Raw genomic sequence first — 15,993 nt, 5'->3', positions numbered from 1 at the left:
TTACAGGAAAACGTAATGGCTAAGGCTTCGAACAACTCCGCGGCGCAACGCGTTCGCAAGAAGGTCAAGAAGAACGTCGCCGAGGGCGTGGTTCACGTTCACGCGTCGTTCAACAACACCATCATCACGATCACCGATCGTCAGGGCAATGCACTTGCTTGGGCAACGTCGGGTGGTCAGGGTTTCAAGGGTTCGCGTAAATCGACCCCGTTTGCAGCCCAGGTGGCAGCTGAATCGGCTGGCCGCGTGGCGATGGAATACGGCGTGAAGAACCTCGAAGTGCGTATCAAGGGCCCCGGTCCTGGCCGCGAATCGGCGGTGCGCGCGTTGCATGGTCTTGGCATCAAGATCACCGCGATCTCCGACGTGACGCCGGTCCCGCACAACGGCTGCCGTCCGCCGAAGCGTCGTCGTATCTAAGACGCTGTTTTCGCTAGCGCCTGTTGCCGTCGGATTTGTAAGCCGGCGACCACAGGCTGCTTGCGTTATTGATTTGACTAAGCCCACCGTTCGACCCAAAGGGCTCGGACTAGCGCGAGTGCATGCATTCGCGTGATTAATCATAGAAGGAATCAACGTGGCACGTTATATCGGCCCTAAGGCCAAGCTGTCCCGCCGTGAAGGCACTGACCTCTTCCTGAAGAGCGCCCGTCGCTCGCTCGCTGACAAGTGCAAACTTGACAGCAAGCCTGGCCAACACGGCCGCACGTCGGGTGCACGTACGTCCGATTACGGCACGCAGCTGCGCGAAAAGCAAAAAGTGAAGCGCATCTATGGTGTCCTCGAGCGTCAATTCCGCCGTTACTTCGCTGAAGCCGACCGCCTGAAGGGCAACACGGGTGAAAACCTGCTGCAATTGCTCGAATCGCGTCTCGACAACGTCGTGTATCGCATGGGCTTCGGCTCGACGCGCGCTGAAGCGCGTCAGCTCGTGAGCCACAAGGCGATCATGGTGAATGGCGTTGTGTCGAACATTCCGTCGATGCAAGTGAAGGCGGGTGACGTCGTCGCAGTGCGTGAACAAAAGAAGAAGCAGGCGCGTATTCTCGAAGCGCTGTCGCTGGCCGAGCAAGGCGGTCTGCCGAGCTGGGTCGCAGTCGATTCGAAGAAATTCGAAGGCACGTTCAAGCAGAAGCCGGAACGCAGCGACATCGCTGGCGATATTAACGAAAGCCTGATCGTCGAATTGTATTCGCGGTAATCGGATTAACGGCCGGGGCACCCCGATTGCGTTGCGCAAGGGGGCGTCTCGGCTGTTTATTTTCAGGTTGTTACCGGTCAGCCTTATCGGTGTAACGAGCCGAGGGTATTGAAAAGGAAAACCTATGCAAACCAGTTTGTTGAAGCCCAAGATCATCGCTGTTGAATCGCTTGGTGAGAGCCATGCGAAAGTGGTCATGGAACCGTTTGAACGCGGTTACGGCCACACCTTGGGTAATGCGCTCCGGCGCGTACTGTTGTCGTCGATGATCGGCTATGCGCCGACCGAAGTGACGATCGCAGGCGTCGTACATGAGTATTCGACGCTCGACGGTGTGCAAGAGGATGTAGTCAACCTGTTGTTGAACCTGAAGGGCGTGGTGTTCAAGCTGCATAACCGTGACGAAGTAACGGTTACGCTGCGCAAGGAAGGCGAAGGCGTTGTCACCGCTGGTGACATCGAACTCGCGCACGATTGCGAAGTGATCAACCCGGATCACGTGATTGCGCATCTGTCGAAGGGCGGTAAGCTCGACGTGCAGATCAAGGTCGAAAAGGGCCGTGGTTATGTGCCGGGCAATGTGCGTCGTTACGGCGAAGAGTCGGCCAAGATCATCGGCCGTATCGTGCTGGACGCGTCGTTCTCGCCGGTTCGCCGCGTGAGCTACGCCGTTGAAAGCGCGCGCGTCGAACAACGTACCGACCTCGACAAGCTCGTGATGAACATCGAGACCAACGGTGTGATCTCGCCGGAAGAAGCGATCCGTCAATCGGCGCGTATTCTGGTTGACCAACTGTCGGTGTTCGCTGCACTGGAAGGCACTGAAGCAACGGCGGAAGCGCCGTCGCGTGCGCCGCAGATCGATCCGATCCTGCTGCGTCCGGTTGATGATCTCGAACTGACGGTTCGTTCCGCGAACTGCCTGAAGGCCGAGAACATTTACTACATCGGCGACCTGATCCAGCGCACGGAAAACGAGTTGCTCAAGACCCCGAATCTGGGTCGCAAGTCGTTGAACGAAATCAAGGAAGTACTGGCGTCGCGTGGTTTGACGCTCGGCATGAAACTCGAAAACTGGCCGCCGGCAGGTCTGGACAAGTAAGTCGAGAAGTAGTCTCGGGATAAGCCCCGCCGCTGCACTGGCAAAGACGCGGATTTTCCTTTAAAATCCGCGTCTTGTCTTTTTTCACTACCGGCCCGTGCCCTCGCAGACCTTCCGGTTTCGCCGAGCGCGATAGAAGAGCTGGACCAAAACTTTGAATCAAAGGAATTAACATGCGTCACCGTCATGGTTTGCGGAAACTGAACCGCACGAGCAGCCACCGTCTGGCAATGCTCCGTAACATGTCCAACTCGTTGATCGAGCACGAAGTCATCAAGACGACGCTGCCGAAGGCGAAAGAACTCCGTAAAGTTGTCGAGCCGCTGATCACGCTTGGCAAGAAGCCGTCGCTGGCAAATCGTCGTCTGGCGTTCAACCGCCTGCGCGATCGTGACTCGGTCACGAAGCTGTTCGAAGTTCTCGGCCCGCGTTACGCTACCCGTCCGGGCGGCTACCTGCGCGTCCTGAAGTTCGGCTTCCGCGTTGGCGACAATGCGCCGATGGCACTGGTCGAATTGCTGGACCGTCCGGAAGTCGAAGAAGTTGAAGTGCAAGAAGCTGAGTAAGCTTTTTAGCATCGAAGAAAAAGCCAGGCGCCAAGCCTGGCTTTTTTGCTTCTAGCGGCAGCATTTCCCCCTGCAGCTCAAGCGCAGCGGCTAAACGAACGCAGTGGCTAAATGCCGCATGCTTGCCGCCGGCGCCCCAGCGGCACCGCAAGGCTAGGTGATACGATATCGGCACTTGATCGTGCCTGTTCGGAGCCTTTGTGAGCGTGAATGTGACCTTGATTCTGACGACGGTACCCGATGCCGCCGTTGCTCAGAAGCTCGCCGCGGACGCGTTGGCCGCACGCCTATGCGCCTGCGTCACGCAGTTGGGCAACGTGCAGTCCAGCTATCACTGGCAGGGCACGATCGAAGCGGCGCAGGAGATTCAGCTACTGTTCAAGACGAGCGGCGCCCGCGCGCTGGAACTCGAGCAGTACATTCAGGCGCACCATCCCTACGACACGCCGGAAATCCTCTCGTGGCAAGCTACGGCATCGGCCGCGTACGGCCAGTGGGTCACTGCTGAAACCCAACGTCCTCTCCATGTTTAACGGTTCCAACCGACGCGCACGCAATGCACTGCGCACAGTCCTTTTCCTGCTTGGCTGCCTGATTTTCGCGCAGTTCGGCACGCTTGCCCGCGCGGCGGACGACTTCCTCGATCCGGCCGTCGCGTTCAAATTCAGCGCGACCGAGAAACCGGGCGAAGTCGACGTCACCTACAAGATCGCGGACGGTTACTACATGTACCGCGAGCGCTTCGCGTTTGCGACCCGTAACGGTACGGCGACGATCGGCGAAGCACAATTGCCGGCAGGTCACGTCAAGTTCGATCAGACCTTCAACAAGAACGTCGAAACTTATCGCAATGAGTTGACGATCCGCATTCCCGTCAAGCAGGCGGCTGGGCCGTTCGATCTCGCTGTCACGTCTCAAGGCTGCGCCGATGCCGGCATCTGCTATCCGCCGATGGAGCGCGTGTATCGCGTGAGCGGCGAGGCGTTGCAGCCGGGCGGCAGCGCGACGGCGGCCGCCGCCACTGCCACGCAGCAATCCGCAGCGGCTGGCGCGCCGTGGTATGAGCGCGCCACCAGCGCCGACTATGCGCAGTCGCTGCTGCAAGGCGGCGGCTTCTTCGCAATCATCGGGCTCTATTTCGTGGCCGGCGCCGTGCTCAGTTTGCTGCCGTGCTCGTATCCGATGATTCCGATCCTGTCTGCGATCATCATCGGCGAGGGCGCCCGGGTGACGCGTGCCCGCGGCTTTGCGTTGTCGCTGGCGTACGTGATTGGCATGGCGCTCGTGTACACGGCGCTTGGCATTGCGGCGGCGCTCGTTGGGCAGAGCCTCGGCGCGTGGCTGCAGAATCCGTGGGTGCTTGGGACGTTTGGCGTACTGTTGACTGTTTTTGCGCTGACGCTGATCGCGGGCTTCGATATCGCGTTGCCGCAGCGCTGGCAGGACGGTGTGTCGCGTGCGTCGAGCGGGCGCTCAGGCGGCAAGTTTGCCGCGGTGGCCGTAATGGGCGCGCTCTCCGCGTTAGTGGTGGGCGCCTGCATGACCGCGCCGCTCTTTGCCGTGCTGGCATTCATCGCGCATACGGGCGATGCGTTGCTCGGTGGCGCGGCACTGTTCTCCATGGGGCTCGGGCTCGGCGTGCCGCTCCTGATCATCGGTCTTGGCGTCGGAACCTTGCTGCCGCGCGCCGGCGCATGGATGGACGGCGTCAAGGTGTTTTTTGGCGTGGTGCTGCTGGCGGCGGCATTGTGGATCGTCTGGCCGGTGCTCGGCGGGACGGCAACAATGTTGTTGAGCGCGTTGTGGTTGCTGATTGCCGCTGCCGGACTCGGTCTTTTCTCGGCTCCAGCCGAGGGCGTTTCAGTGTGGCGCCGGCTCGGCCGTGGTATTGGCGCGGCGCTGGCAATCTGGGCTGCGGTGCTGCTGGTGGGTCTGGCGGCAGGTTCCTCAGATCCGCTGCGTCCGCTGGCCGTCCTGGCCGCGCGCGTGGGTGGTGGGGAGTCTGGCGTGGCAAACGTGACCAATACGCCGAATACGGCGCCACAGGGCGATCTGACGTTCGCCCCGGTCCGTTCCTCGACCGAGCTCGACGAGGCCGTCAAAACGGCTGCGCAGCCCGCTATGCTCGATTTTTACGCAGACTGGTGCGTGAGCTGCAAGGAAATGGAGAAGTTCACGTTTAGCGATCCGCGTGTCCAGGCGAAGTTGAAGCAGATGAATCTGCTGCGCGCCGACGTCACTGCGAATAATGCCGACGACCAGATGCTGCTCAAACGTTTCAGCTTGTTTGGGCCGCCCGGCATCATTTTCTTCGATCAAGGCGGTAAGGAAGTGCTGCGCGTCGTCGGTTACGAGTCCGCAGACAAATTTTTGCGCACCCTCGATCGCGCGAGCGCGCCCGGGGCGTAACGCAGAGCCGCTCGCCTGCTTGGGCGCGTAAAGAAACCCGCGCCAACGCTCCTTAAAAAGGCACACGCCAGAGCACGCATAAAAAACGGAGGCACGACTTAAAGTCGGCCTCCGTTTTTTGAGAGCTTTCAGAAGACTAGCGTCGCTTCATCAGCAACACGCCAAATCACTTTTGCGAGCGCAAAATCCGTGCAGCATCCAGTGCGAAATAGGTCAGCACACCATCCGCGCCTGCTCGCTTGAACGCCAGCAGCGATTCCATCATCACCTTGTCGTGATCGAGCCAGCCGTTCTGTGCGGCGGCCTTCAGCATCGCGTATTCGCCGCTCACCTGGTACACGTAAGTCGGGAACTTGAACTCGTCCTTCACACGACGCACGATGTCCAGATACGGCATGCCCGGCTTGACCATCACCATATCCGCGCCTTCCTCGATGTCCGCTTGCACTTCGCGCAGCGCTTCGTCTGAATTGGCCGGATCCATCTGGTAGGTCATCTTGTTGCTCTTGCCGAGGTTCGTTGCGGAACCGACGGCATCGCGGAACGGGCCGTAAAACGCCGAAGCGAACTTGGCCGCGTAAGCCATGATGCGTGTGTGGATATGGTCCTCGCTCTCGAGCATTTCGCGGATCGCACCAATGCGACCGTCCATCATGTCCGAAGGCGCGACGATATCGACGCCCGCTTCAGCCTGCGCGCGCGCCTGCTCGACGAGGATTTCGACGGTCTCGTCGTTGATCACATAGCCGGTTTCGTCGAGTACGCCGTCCTGCCCGTGGCTCGTGTACGGATCGAGCGCAACGTCGGTCAGCACGCCGAGATCGGGAAAGTTCTTTTTCAGCTCGCGAACCGCGCGCGGGATCAGGCCGGCTGCGTTAGTCGCCTCGCGGCCATCTGGCGTTTTCAAGGAAGGCTCGATTGCCGGAAAAAGCGACAGCACCGGCACGCCCAACTCGACGCATTGCTCGGCCACGCCCATCAGCAGATCCACCGACACGCGCTCGACGCCCGGCATCGACGGTACGGCTTGCCGCACGTTGGTGCCTTCGACGATGAACACGGGGTAGATCAGATCGTTCGTGGTGAGGATGTTTTCTCGCATCAGACGGCGCGAGAAGTCGTCACGGCGCATGCGGCGCGGACGGTAGTGCGGGTAGAAGCTCATAAACGAATCGAAGAAACGTGGATGTGTGGGGTGGACAAGTAACGCCTGCCTCCGCTCCCGGAAACTTTTCGAGACAATGGTATATCATACCGATCGAGCAAGGCGCCCTGCGCTGACCTCCCCGCTTCTCCTCCCTGAGCGGGTGCCTGTCGTGTTTTTCGATTAGGCTGTTTGACCCGCCGTTAAAGCGGCGGGTTTTTTTATGGGCGGCCGGAATGGCGTTTTTTGCCTGGGCTCGTACACACCGCGTAATTACTGCGGCGCGTCTGCTTCGCCCTTCGCCTCGGGGATCAGCCAGCTTTCGATCAGCTCGTGCGCTTCGTCGATACCGACGCGTTTGAGCGCCGAGAACAGCTGTGCGGTCAACTCGCCCTGATATCCGGCGGTACGATATTCAGCCAGGCCTTTCTGCGTCGCACGCAAGGCGTTGATGCTTTCCTGGCGCGTCAATTTGTCGCACTTCGTCAGCAGCGTATGAATCGGCTTGCCGGTCGGGGCGAACCACTCGATCATCCGCCGGTCCAGATCCGTCAGCGGGCGGCGCGAGTCCATCATCAGGATCATGCCGCGCAATTGCGAGCGCGACTGCAGGTAGGTGGAGAGCAGCGCTTCCCAATGGGCCTTGGCTGCGCCCGGTACTTCCGCATAACCGTAGCCCGGCAGGTCGACCAGATGCGCAGCCGGCTCGTCCGCCTTTCCCACCGAGAAATAATTGATGTGCTGCGTGCGGCCCGGCGTCTTACTGGCGAACGCGAGGCGCTTCTGATTACACAGAATATTGATGGCCGTCGATTTGCCCGCATTCGAGCGTCCGGCAAAGCAGATCTCAGGTTGCGCGGTGGCCGGCAGATCACGCAGGTGATTGACTGTCGTGAAAAAGCGGGATTGGTGGAGCAGGAAGGACATGATCAGGCCAGGATTCGAGACGCCGGGGAACCCGGAGTGGGGACGGGTCAAGCCCGACTGGCGTCTTAGCGATTAGCGAGTTATTGTACAATACGATGGTTTACTGAAAACCTGAGGGGGCCAGCCCGCGTGCCTTGGCGGCTCTTTGCGGTCACTCAGTCGCTGTCGTATCTTGCAAAACCTCTAAAATCCCACAAGACGAGACAGGGTGTGCGAATGAATCGACTGTGCAAGACTCTGATGGTGTTTCAAGTAGCGGCAGGTCTTTCAGGTTTGGCAATTCAGGCACGAGCAGCAGATCCGGTAAAGCCGGACGTCAATCGGGGGCAGGCAATCGCGGTGCAGGTTTGCGCGTCATGTCACGGTGCAGACGGCAATAGCGCCGGCGGCGCCTATCCGAAGCTGGCGGGCCAGCATCCAGAGTATCTCGTCAAACAGCTCATGGATTTCAAGACGCAGCCTGGCGCCAAGCAGCCCGCGCGTAACAATGCGATCATGGCGGGCATGGCCGCGGCGCTGTCCGATCAGGACGTGGCCAACGTGGCTGCCTATTTTTCGACGCAGACCCCGAAGCCAGGCTACGCGCATAACAAAGATACCGTGCCGCTTGGTCAGAAGATTTATCGCGGCGGCATTGCGGACAAGGGCGTGCCGGCGTGCGCAAGCTGCCACGGGCCGACCGGTCAAGGGATTCCGTCGCAGTATCCGCGTCTGTCGGGGCAGTGGGCCGAATACACCGTGGCGCAGTTGACCGCGTTCGCGCAAGGTCCGGGCGCACGTAACAACAATGAGGCGATGCATGCCATTGCAACGCGTCTGTCGGACAGCGAGATCAAGGCTGTGGCCGATTACATCGCGGGCTTGCACTAAGATAGAGTCCCCGGACCCGTTGCTTTGCGCCAGGTCTCCCGGGGATGAGAAAACTTGGGGCGGCCCGGTGTTTTTCTCACGGGTCCGCACACAAGTGCAACCGGCCTAGCGAGGCCGGTACAAAACAAGAAAAGGGTGAGGGCGTCGTGCCTACGACAGCCCTTCACCCTTTTTTGCTGTTCAGTCGGAGTATGAATGAGCGTCACCACGTCGGGTTTGCAGTCGAAGTCAGGCAATCGCATCACGCGCAGCGTCGTCGAAGTATTGAGTTCGATGCGTTTCGCCATCGCGCTGCTTGTGATTCTGTCGATCGCCAGCATCATCGGCACCGTCCTCACGCAGGACGATCCCTATCCCAACTACGTCAATCAGTTCGGCCCGTTCTGGGCGGACATCTTCCGCTCGCTGAGCCTGTACACGGTGTACAGCTCGTGGTGGTTCATGCTGATTCTCGGTTTCCTGATGGTGTCGGTGTCGCTGTGTGTGATCCGCAATGCGCCAAAAATGCTCGCGGACGCCAGGAGCTGGAAGGACAAGGTCCGCGAAGGCAGTCTGCGCGCGTTTCATCACAAGGGCGAGTTCGCGGTGCACGGCACACGTGCGGAGACTTCGGCGCTGCTTGCCCGGCTTTCGGCCAGGCTCGGCTACAAGTTCGTCACGCGTGAGTCGGACGGTGCGACGCTGATCGCCGCGAAGCGCGGCGCGCTGACCAAGTTCGGCTACATTTCCGCGCACATTGCGATCGTGGTGATCTGTCTGGGCGGTCTGCTCGACAGCAATCTGCCGATCAAGCTGCAAATGTGGCTGTTCGACAAGTCGCCGATCCGCGCCAATACGGTGATCAACGACATTCCGCCGGAACATCGCCTGTCGCAGTCGAACCCGACTTTCCGCGGCTATGCGTGGGTGCCGGAAGGGCAGCACGTGTCGACGGCGATTCTTAACCAGCCGGACGGCTCGCTGATCCAGGACCTGCCGTTCTCGATCGAGTTGAACAAGTTCATCGTCGATTACTACTCGACCGGCATGCCGAAGCTGTTCGCAAGCGACATCGTCGTGGTCGACCACAAGACCGGCGCACGCGTGCCGGCCCGCGTCGAAGTGAACAAGCCGTTCACCTACGACGGCGTATCGATCTACCAGTCGAGCTTCCAGGACGGTGGCTCGCAGATGCAGATGACGGCGTACCCGATGTCCGGCGCGAGCGCGAAGACCGCGCCGTTCGGTGGGACGATCGGCGGCAATGCGCCGTTGGGCACGGCCTCGCCGCTGGCAGACGGCCAGACCGTCGAATTCACCGACTTCCGCGCAATCAACGTCGAAAACGTCTCAAATGGCAGCGGCCAGACCGATGCCCGTGGCGTCGCCGCGCATCGCACGCTGAAAGAAGCATTCGACGAGCGCCTCGGCTCGGGCGCGAAGACCTCGAACCCACTCGATCTGCATAACGTCGGCCCGTCGGTACAGTACAAGGTGCGTGACAAGGACGGCCAGGCGCGCGAGTACAACAACTACATGCTGCCGGTGGACGTAGCCGGGGAAAAGATGTTCCTCGCCGGCATGCGCCTGAATCCGGACGACCCGTTCCGCTACCTGCGCATTCCCGCCGACACCGGCGGTACCGTCAAGGAATGGATGAACCTGCGTGCCACGCTTGAAAATCCGGCCATGCGCGAGGCGGCCGCTCACCGTTTCGCGCTGCGCTCGGTGCCGGGTTCGAATACCGAACTGCAACAGCATCTGGAAGAAAGCGCGCTGCGTGTCCTGACCCTGTTTGCCGGTGCGGACAACAGCATCAAGATGCCGAACGGCCAGACGGTCGGCGGTTTCCAGGCAATTGCCGGTTTTATCGACCATTCGGTGCCCAAGGGCGAGCAGGAAAAGGCGGCTGGGCTGCTCCTGCGCATGCTGGAAGGCGCGACGTGGGACCTGTGGCAACAGTCGCGCGAGCAGCTAGGCGAACCGGATGCAGTAGCCAATGCGGACGCCAGCCGCTTCATCCAAAGCTCGATCAACGCGATATCTGACAGCTTTTTGTATGGATCGCCGGTCTACTTGCAGCTTGACTCATTCAAGCAGGTGCAAGCTTCGGTATTTCAGTTGACACGCGCACCGGGCAAAAAAGTCGTGTATCTTGGCAGCCTGCTTCTCGTGTTAGGCATCTTTTCGATGTTCTACGTCCGCGAACGGCGCCTCTGGTTCTGGCTCAAAGATACCGATCACGGCACGAATGTCGTGATGGCGATGTCGAGTGCGCGCAAAACGCTCGATTTCGAAAAGGAGTTCGTCCAAACGCGCGACGCCGTTGGCGCCGCACTGGGCGTCAAACTCACAGAAGCATCCGACGCCGCCGGCGCCTCCGACAAACCCGGCAATGCCGGCGCGCCGTCCGCAAGCTCACAAGATTCGACCCGGTAAGATCATGGACTTGACTCAGGCTTCCTCATCCTCCTCTTCGTCAGCCTCGCGGCCCACCAGGGCGTTTGCGAGCGAGACGCTCAACGTCGCGCAGTATGACGAGCGGCCGTTCCTGAAACGGCTCGGTGTCGTCGACTGGCTGTTCGCCGTCGTGATGGTCGCGGGCGCGGGGTTCGCGCTGTCGCGCTATCACCCGTTCATGAATTACTACGACAAACTGGTGCTGTGCCTCGCGGTGCCGGTGTTCGTCGTACTGGGCTGGCGCTGGAAGCCGGTGCGTCCGCTGATGGTGGGCATCGCCGCGCTGTCGCTGCTGGCGATCCAGATCTATCACGGCGATCTGACGCGCGCGGATAACGCGTTCTTCCTCAAATATTTCCTGTCGAGCCAGTCCGCGATTCTGTGGATGAGCGCGCTCTTCGTCTTCGCCACCGTCTTCTACTGGATCGGCCTGCTGTCGCGTTCGCCGACCGGCGCGGCGATCGGCTCCAAAATGACGTGGGCTGCGGTGGTAATGGGCTTCGTCGGTCTGATGGTGCGCTGGTACGAGTCGTACCTGATCGGCGCGGACGTCGGCCACATTCCAATCTCGAACCTGTACGAAGTGTTCGTACTGTTCAGCCTGATCACCGCGCTGTTCTATCTGTACTACGAGCAGCACTACAACACGCGTGCACTCGGCGCGTTCGTGCTGCTGGTGATCAGCGCGGCGGTCGGCTTCCTGATGTGGTACTCGGTCGCGCGTGACGCACAACAGATCCAGCCGCTGGTTCCCGCACTGCAAAGCTGGTGGATGAAGATTCACGTGCCGGCTAACTTCATCGGCTACGGCAGCTTTGCGCTGTCGGCCATGGTCGGCGTTGCGTATCTGGCGAAAGAGCGCGGCGTGCTGGCAGACCGCTTGCCGCCGCTCGATGTGCTCGACGATTTGATGTACAAGTCGATCGCCGTCGGCTTCGCGTTCTTCACGATTGCAACGATCCTGGGCGCGCTGTGGGCCGCTGAAGCATGGGGTGGTTACTGGAGCTGGGACCCGAAGGAGACGTGGGCGCTGATCGTCTGGCTGAACTACGCGGCATGGCTCCATATGCGTTTGATGAAGGGTCTGCGCGGCGCGGTGGCGGCATGGTGGGCACTGACCGGCCTGCTGGTGACGACCTTCGCGTTCCTCGGCGTCAACATGTTCCTGTCGGGGCTGCATAGCTACGGCAAGCTGTAAGATCGGCTGCTCTGAGCCGACTAAGAACCGCCGCGTGTTTCGCACCGGCGGTTTTTTTTCGTTTGGCGGAATATTCGCTGCATCCAGCGTGTTCGTTAGAGCAGTACCTGGAGATGACTGGGCGAGTGGCTAAACGAGCCGATCATCAATATGGCCCCGTAAGACAACCCGATGGGCCGGCAAGGAGCAGCACGATGTGGATTAAGCGAAGCGACAGAATTCAACTCATCGGCGATGACATCGCACGTAGCGAAATCACGCCGCAGCGGGTCTTCGAGAACCGGCGGCGCGTGTTGCAGGCTGCGGGCGCGTTAGCGCTCGGCAGTCTGATCGGTGTGAATGGTGAAGCGCTGGCCGCGTATTCATCGCCGGATCCGAAGGCGCAAAAGCTCGCGGCGAAGACCAATGCGAAGTTCGTCGCGCTCGACAAGATCACGCCGTACAAGGACATCACCACGTACAACAATTACTACGAGTTCGGCACTGACAAGGCGGATCCCGCGCACAACGCCGGTACGTTGCGGCCGCATCCGTGGAAGGTGAGCGTCGAGGGCGAAATCAAGAATCCGAAGGTCTACGATATCGACGAACTGCTGAAGCTCGCGCCGCTCGAGGAGCGTGTGTACCGGTTGCGTTGCGTCGAAGGCTGGTCGATGGTGATTCCGTGGATCGGCGTGTCGCTCTCGGAGTTGATCAAGCGCGTGCAGCCCACCGGCAACGCGAAGTACGTGCAATTCATCACGCTCGCCGACCCGTCGCAAATGCCCGGGCTGTCGACACCGGTGCTCGACTGGCCGTACACCGAAGGTCTGCGGATGGATGAAGCGATGAATCCGCTGACGTTCCTGACGATGGGCCTCTACGGCCAGGTTCTGCCGAATCAGAACGGCGCGCCGATCCGTGTGGTGGTGCCCTGGAAGTACGGTTTCAAGAGCGCGAAGTCGCTGGTAAAAATCCGCTTCCTCGACAAACAGCCACCGACCAGCTGGAATACGTATGCTTCGAACGAATACGGTTTCTATTCGAACGTGAATCCGAACGTCGATCACCCGCGCTGGAGCCAGGCCACCGAGCGGCGCATCGGCGAAGATGGCTTCTTCACGCCCAAGCGTAAGACGCTGATGTTCAATGGCTACGGTGATCAGGTCGCGTCGCTATATCAGGGCATGGACCTGAAGAAGAATTTTTGAGCGGCGTAACCATGGCTTCTGATACGCAACCCGTTACTCAACCCGAACGCAAAGCGCCGCGAGCCGCGCAGGCACCGGCCACGGCCGCAGCAAAGCGTCCCGCAAGCGGTGCGCGCTGGATCGTGCCGGCCAAGATCGCGGTATTTATCGCGGCGTGGTATCCGCTCGCGCGCATCGTGCTATTCGGCGTGACCGATCGGCTCGGGGCGAATCCGATCGAGTTTATTACGCGCTCGACGGGTCTGTGGACGCTCGTTTTTCTTTGCATCACGTTGGCCGTGACGCCGTTGCGCCGACTGACCGGCATCACCGCGGTTGCCCGTTTTCGCCGGATGCTGGGTCTTTACGCATTTTTCTACGCGACGCTGCATTTCACCACGTACCTGTGGTTCGACAAGTGGTTCGATGTCGCCGCGATTCTCAAGGATATCGGCAAGCGGCCGTTCATCACCGTGGGCTTCGCTGCATTCGTGCTGCTGATCGCATTGGCCGTTACGTCGCCGCGCGCGATGGTGCGCAAACTTGGACGCCGCTGGCAGACGCTGCATCGTGCGATCTATGCGATCGGCGCGCTCGCGATCCTGCACTTCTGGTGGATGAAGGCGGGCAAGCACGATCTGGTCTTGCCGAAGATCTACGGCGCGATCATGGTCGCATTGTTAGGGTGGCGTTTGCTCATATGGCTGCGCGAGCGGGGGTTAAAAACGCGCTGACTACCAGGCGCAGTGCAGGCACAGCGCAGGTACAGCGCACCAAAAGAAAAAGGCGATGCCGCGGTGGCATCGCCTTTTTTATGCAACCTAAGCGGTGGACGTTTACGCCGGCAAGATGGTTTCACCCGCAAACAGCTGCTTGATCTCTTCGCGTACGCGAACGACATGCACCTGTGTACCATCAACCATCACCTCGGCCGCGCGCGGACGCGTGTTGTAGTTCGAGCTCATCACGAAGCCATACGCGCCCGCCGAGCGAATCGCCAGCAGGTCGCCCGGTTCGACCGCCAGCAGACGCTCGCGACCCAGCCAGTCGCCGCTTTCGCAAACCGGGCCGACCACGTCGTACACGTGAGCGGGCACGTCGCGCTTAACGACCGCCTCGATCGCGTGATAAGCCTCGTACATGGCGGGGCGTGCGAGATCGGTCATCGCCGCATCCACGATGGCGAAGTTCTTCTCCGCGCCCGGCTTCAGAAACTCGACGCGCGTGAGCAGCACACCTGCATTGCCGACCAGCGAACGGCCAGGTTCAAAATACACTTCACGATGCCCATGGCCGCGTGCTTCGATGCGATCCAGCACGGTGCGCACGAAGTCGCCGATGTCCGGCGGGGTTTCGTCGTCGTAGGTAATGCCGAGACCGCCGCCTACGTCGATATGGCGAATCTTCACGCCGTCCTGCTCGATCTGTTCGACCAGTTCGAGAACCTTGTCGACCGCGTCCAGATACGGCGAGACCTCAGTGATTTGCGAGCCGATATGGCAGTCGATGCCGACCACGTCGAGATGCGTCATCGCGGCGGCGGCCCGATACGTAGCGCGTGCATCTTCGAACGCGACACCGAACTTGTTCGACTTCAGACCGGTGGAAATATACGGATGCGTTTTCGCGTCGACGTCCGGATTCACGCGCAGCGAGACCGGTGCCTTTTTGCCCATTTCCGCGGCAACCGCATTCAGGCGGTCGAGCTCCGGAATCGATTCGACGTTGAAGCATTTGACGCCGGCCGCGAGTGCCTGACGCATCTCGTCCGCATGCTTGCCGACGCCGGAAAACACGGTGTTTTCCGCTTTGCCGCCCGCGGCCAGCACGCGCGCCAGTTCGCCGCCGGACACAATGTCGAAGCCGGCGCCGAGGCGCGCGAATACATTCAGCACCGCCAGATTGCTATTGGCCTTGACGGCGACGTGCACGGTCGCGCGGCGCCCGGCGCAAGCGCCTGCATAGGCATTCCACGCTTCGGTCAGCGCGGCGCGCGAATAGACGTACAGCGGCGTGCCGAACTGCTCGGCGAGTGAGACGGCGGACACGCCCTCGGCGTGCAACACGCCGTCGACGTAGTCAAATGCGGATCGAGTCATGCGAAAGTCTTATTGAACGGGAGTGGCGTCGGAGGCGGGTTGCGCAGGGGCAGCAGCGGATGCGGCAGACGCGGGCGGCGCAGCGAGTTCGCTTTCCGGCGACAACGAGAGCGGCGCGCCCGACGTATCCGGGACTTCGCCCATCGGGGCGGCGGTTTCCGCGCCCGGCTTCACTTCAGCCGATGGTGCCGGCGGCGGTTGCGTGCGAGTGACCGGCTTGGCCGGCAGCGGCGGAACGGTGGGCAAATAGAGCGAACCACGTTGCCCGCAGCCGGCAAGCGCACAACCTGCGAGAATGGCTAAACCCGCTACAATCGCGCGGCCGGGCGCCGCCGCGCGCATCCGAGATACGACTCGCATGACTGTCCCTGAATAAATAATCGATGGAGTTTAGCATGTCCGATAGTGATTACCTGACCCGCGCGGAAGCCGCGCTAGCCGCCATCGAACGCGCGCTCGACGACACGGAAGCCGACATCGAACTCGAGCGCAGCGGCAATGTCCTGACCCTCGAATTCGAGAATCGCACGAAGATTATCGTCAACCTGCAACCGCCCATGAGCGAGATCTGGATCGCCGCGAAAGCGGGTGGTTTCCACTTCCGTTTCATCGACGGCGAGTGGCGCGATACACGCAGCGGCACGGAATTTTTTGCCGCGCTGTCGGAGTATGCGACGCAGCAGGCGGGTGAGCCGGTTCACTTCGAGGCGTAAAGCGCTCGCTTCTGAACGGAATCTGGGAAGAGCCGCTCGGGGGTATCGCTGAGGTGGCCTATGACGCGGTCGCCGGACGGGCAGCTTATTCGACTGCTCAAACGACCGACTGCCGTAGCATTGCCCCAAAAAAAAACCGCCGCGCATCGAGCGCGG

At 60.7% G+C, this 15,993-nt stretch carries 16 protein-coding genes; 12 read left to right on the top strand and 4 right to left on the bottom strand.

Going from position 1 to position 15,993, the window contains the following annotated elements; translation table 11 throughout:
* Positions 1-15: 15 nt before the first annotated feature.
* The 6 genes from rpsK (at position 16) to dsbD (ending at position 5,278) form a co-directional block, all read left to right on the top strand.
* The gene (gene rpsK, locus ACOSV0_RS18425) at positions 16-420 is read left to right on the top strand and encodes a 30S ribosomal protein S11 (protein ID WP_006052224.1); all 405 of its coding nucleotides are present in this window, start codon (positions 16-18) and stop codon (positions 418-420) included.
* 157 nt (positions 421-577) lie between these two features.
* A complete protein-coding gene (gene rpsD / locus ACOSV0_RS18420) occupies positions 578-1,201 on the top strand; it encodes a 30S ribosomal protein S4 (RefSeq protein ID WP_011490048.1) in 624 nt (207 codons plus the stop codon).
* A gap of 124 nt (positions 1,202-1,325) precedes the next feature.
* Complete coding sequence (locus tag ACOSV0_RS18415) at positions 1,326-2,303, top strand: DNA-directed RNA polymerase subunit alpha (RefSeq protein WP_006052226.1); 978 nt, start codon at positions 1,326-1,328, stop codon at positions 2,301-2,303.
* 173 nt (positions 2,304-2,476) lie between these two features.
* Positions 2,477-2,869 (top strand): 50S ribosomal protein L17, encoded by a 393-nt coding sequence (gene rplQ, locus ACOSV0_RS18410; RefSeq protein ID WP_006052227.1) that lies wholly within the window; start codon positions 2,477-2,479, stop codon positions 2,867-2,869.
* A gap of 200 nt (positions 2,870-3,069) precedes the next feature.
* Entirely contained in the window at positions 3,070-3,402 is a 333-nt protein-coding gene (cutA, locus tag ACOSV0_RS18405; protein WP_434107541.1) for a divalent-cation tolerance protein CutA, read from the top strand.
* Positions 3,395-5,278 carry a protein-disulfide reductase DsbD gene (gene dsbD, locus ACOSV0_RS18400; protein ID WP_434107540.1) on the top strand — a complete coding sequence of 628 codons (1,884 nt, stop codon included), beginning with the start codon at positions 3,395-3,397 and terminating at the stop codon, positions 5,276-5,278. The genes cutA and dsbD overlap by 8 nt, the downstream gene beginning before the upstream one ends.
* Before the next feature lie 166 nt (positions 5,279-5,444).
* Here dsbD and hemB read toward each other — a convergent pair whose 3' ends face one another.
* The gene (gene hemB, locus ACOSV0_RS18395; RefSeq protein WP_434107539.1) at positions 5,445-6,443 is read right to left on the bottom strand and encodes a porphobilinogen synthase; all 999 of its coding nucleotides are present in this window, start codon (positions 6,441-6,443) and stop codon (positions 5,445-5,447) included.
* A 252-nt stretch (positions 6,444-6,695) separates the two neighbouring features.
* Positions 6,696-7,349, bottom strand: coding sequence for a ribosome biogenesis GTP-binding protein YihA/YsxC (gene yihA, locus ACOSV0_RS18390; RefSeq protein WP_434107538.1), 654 nt, complete (start codon positions 7,347-7,349; stop codon positions 6,696-6,698).
* Between the two features lie 216 nt (positions 7,350-7,565).
* Here yihA and ACOSV0_RS18385 point away from each other — a divergent pair, with 216 nt between their 5' ends.
* The 5 genes from ACOSV0_RS18385 (at position 7,566) to msrQ (ending at position 13,759) form a co-directional block, all read left to right on the top strand.
* Positions 7,566-8,219: a c-type cytochrome gene (locus tag ACOSV0_RS18385; protein WP_434110334.1), complete on the top strand. Its 654-nt coding sequence runs from the start codon at positions 7,566-7,568 to the stop codon at positions 8,217-8,219.
* 195 nt (positions 8,220-8,414) lie between these two features.
* Positions 8,415-10,637: a cytochrome c biogenesis protein ResB gene (locus tag ACOSV0_RS18380; protein WP_434107537.1), complete on the top strand. Its 2,223-nt coding sequence runs from the start codon at positions 8,415-8,417 to the stop codon at positions 10,635-10,637.
* 4 nt (positions 10,638-10,641) lie between these two features.
* Positions 10,642-11,856 carry a c-type cytochrome biogenesis protein CcsB gene (ccsB, locus tag ACOSV0_RS18375; protein ID WP_434107536.1) on the top strand — a complete coding sequence of 405 codons (1,215 nt, stop codon included), beginning with the start codon at positions 10,642-10,644 and terminating at the stop codon, positions 11,854-11,856.
* A gap of 194 nt (positions 11,857-12,050) precedes the next feature.
* A complete protein-coding gene (msrP, locus tag ACOSV0_RS18370) occupies positions 12,051-13,046 on the top strand; it encodes a protein-methionine-sulfoxide reductase catalytic subunit MsrP (protein WP_434107535.1) in 996 nt (331 codons plus the stop codon).
* An 11-nt stretch (positions 13,047-13,057) separates the two neighbouring features.
* Positions 13,058-13,759: a protein-methionine-sulfoxide reductase heme-binding subunit MsrQ gene (gene msrQ, locus ACOSV0_RS18365; protein WP_434107534.1), complete on the top strand. Its 702-nt coding sequence runs from the start codon at positions 13,058-13,060 to the stop codon at positions 13,757-13,759.
* Positions 13,760-13,861: 102 nt separating this feature from the next.
* Here msrQ and lysA read toward each other — a convergent pair whose 3' ends face one another.
* Together lysA and lptM are read right to left on the bottom strand one after the other, a co-directional pair.
* Positions 13,862-15,124, bottom strand: coding sequence for a diaminopimelate decarboxylase (lysA, locus tag ACOSV0_RS18360; protein WP_434107533.1), 1,263 nt, complete (start codon positions 15,122-15,124; stop codon positions 13,862-13,864).
* 9 nt (positions 15,125-15,133) lie between these two features.
* Positions 15,134-15,484 carry an LPS translocon maturation chaperone LptM gene (gene lptM, locus ACOSV0_RS18355; protein WP_434107532.1) on the bottom strand — a complete coding sequence of 117 codons (351 nt, stop codon included), beginning with the start codon at positions 15,482-15,484 and terminating at the stop codon, positions 15,134-15,136.
* Between the two features lie 35 nt (positions 15,485-15,519).
* Between lptM and cyaY the strand changes: the two genes are divergently transcribed.
* Positions 15,520-15,837, top strand: coding sequence for an iron donor protein CyaY (cyaY, locus tag ACOSV0_RS18350; RefSeq protein WP_054036574.1), 318 nt, complete (start codon positions 15,520-15,522; stop codon positions 15,835-15,837).
* Positions 15,838-15,993: the final 156 nt, after the last annotated feature.

Source organism: Paraburkholderia caffeinilytica, from assembly GCF_051027425.1.
GTDB lineage: Bacteria > Pseudomonadota > Gammaproteobacteria > Burkholderiales > Burkholderiaceae > Paraburkholderia > Paraburkholderia caffeinilytica_A.
The sequence above is the reverse complement of the archived record's forward strand: the minus strand, read 5'-3'. Positions and strand labels throughout refer to the sequence as shown.

Bases quoted from the DNA above. Each gene is read 5' to 3' on its own strand.
- rpsK (WP_006052224.1), top strand. From the start codon at position 16: ATGGCTAAGGCTTCGAACAACTCCGCGGCGCAACGCGTTCGCAAGAAG.
- ACOSV0_RS18415 (WP_006052226.1), top strand. From the start codon at position 1,326: ATGCAAACCAGTTTGTTGAAGCCCAAGATCATCGCTGTTGAATCGCTT.
- rplQ (WP_006052227.1), top strand. From the start codon at position 2,477: ATGCGTCACCGTCATGGTTTGCGGAAACTGAACCGCACGAGCAGCCAC.
- dsbD (WP_434107540.1), top strand. From the start codon at position 3,395: ATGTTTAACGGTTCCAACCGACGCGCACGCAATGCACTGCGCACAGTC.
- hemB (WP_434107539.1), bottom strand. From the start codon at position 6,443: ATGAGCTTCTACCCGCACTACCGTCCGCGCCGCATGCGCCGTGACGAC.
- yihA (WP_434107538.1), bottom strand. From the start codon at position 7,349: ATGTCCTTCCTGCTCCACCAATCCCGCTTTTTCACGACAGTCAATCAC.
- ACOSV0_RS18385 (WP_434110334.1), top strand. From the start codon at position 7,566: ATGAATCGACTGTGCAAGACTCTGATGGTGTTTCAAGTAGCGGCAGGT.
- ACOSV0_RS18380 (WP_434107537.1), top strand. From the start codon at position 8,415: ATGAGCGTCACCACGTCGGGTTTGCAGTCGAAGTCAGGCAATCGCATC.
- ccsB (WP_434107536.1), top strand. From the start codon at position 10,642: ATGGACTTGACTCAGGCTTCCTCATCCTCCTCTTCGTCAGCCTCGCGG.
- msrP (WP_434107535.1), top strand. From the start codon at position 12,051: ATGTGGATTAAGCGAAGCGACAGAATTCAACTCATCGGCGATGACATC.
- msrQ (WP_434107534.1), top strand. From the start codon at position 13,058: ATGGCTTCTGATACGCAACCCGTTACTCAACCCGAACGCAAAGCGCCG.
- lysA (WP_434107533.1), bottom strand. From the start codon at position 15,124: ATGACTCGATCCGCATTTGACTACGTCGACGGCGTGTTGCACGCCGAG.
- lptM (WP_434107532.1), bottom strand. From the start codon at position 15,484: ATGCGAGTCGTATCTCGGATGCGCGCGGCGGCGCCCGGCCGCGCGATT.
- cyaY (WP_054036574.1), top strand. From the start codon at position 15,520: ATGTCCGATAGTGATTACCTGACCCGCGCGGAAGCCGCGCTAGCCGCC.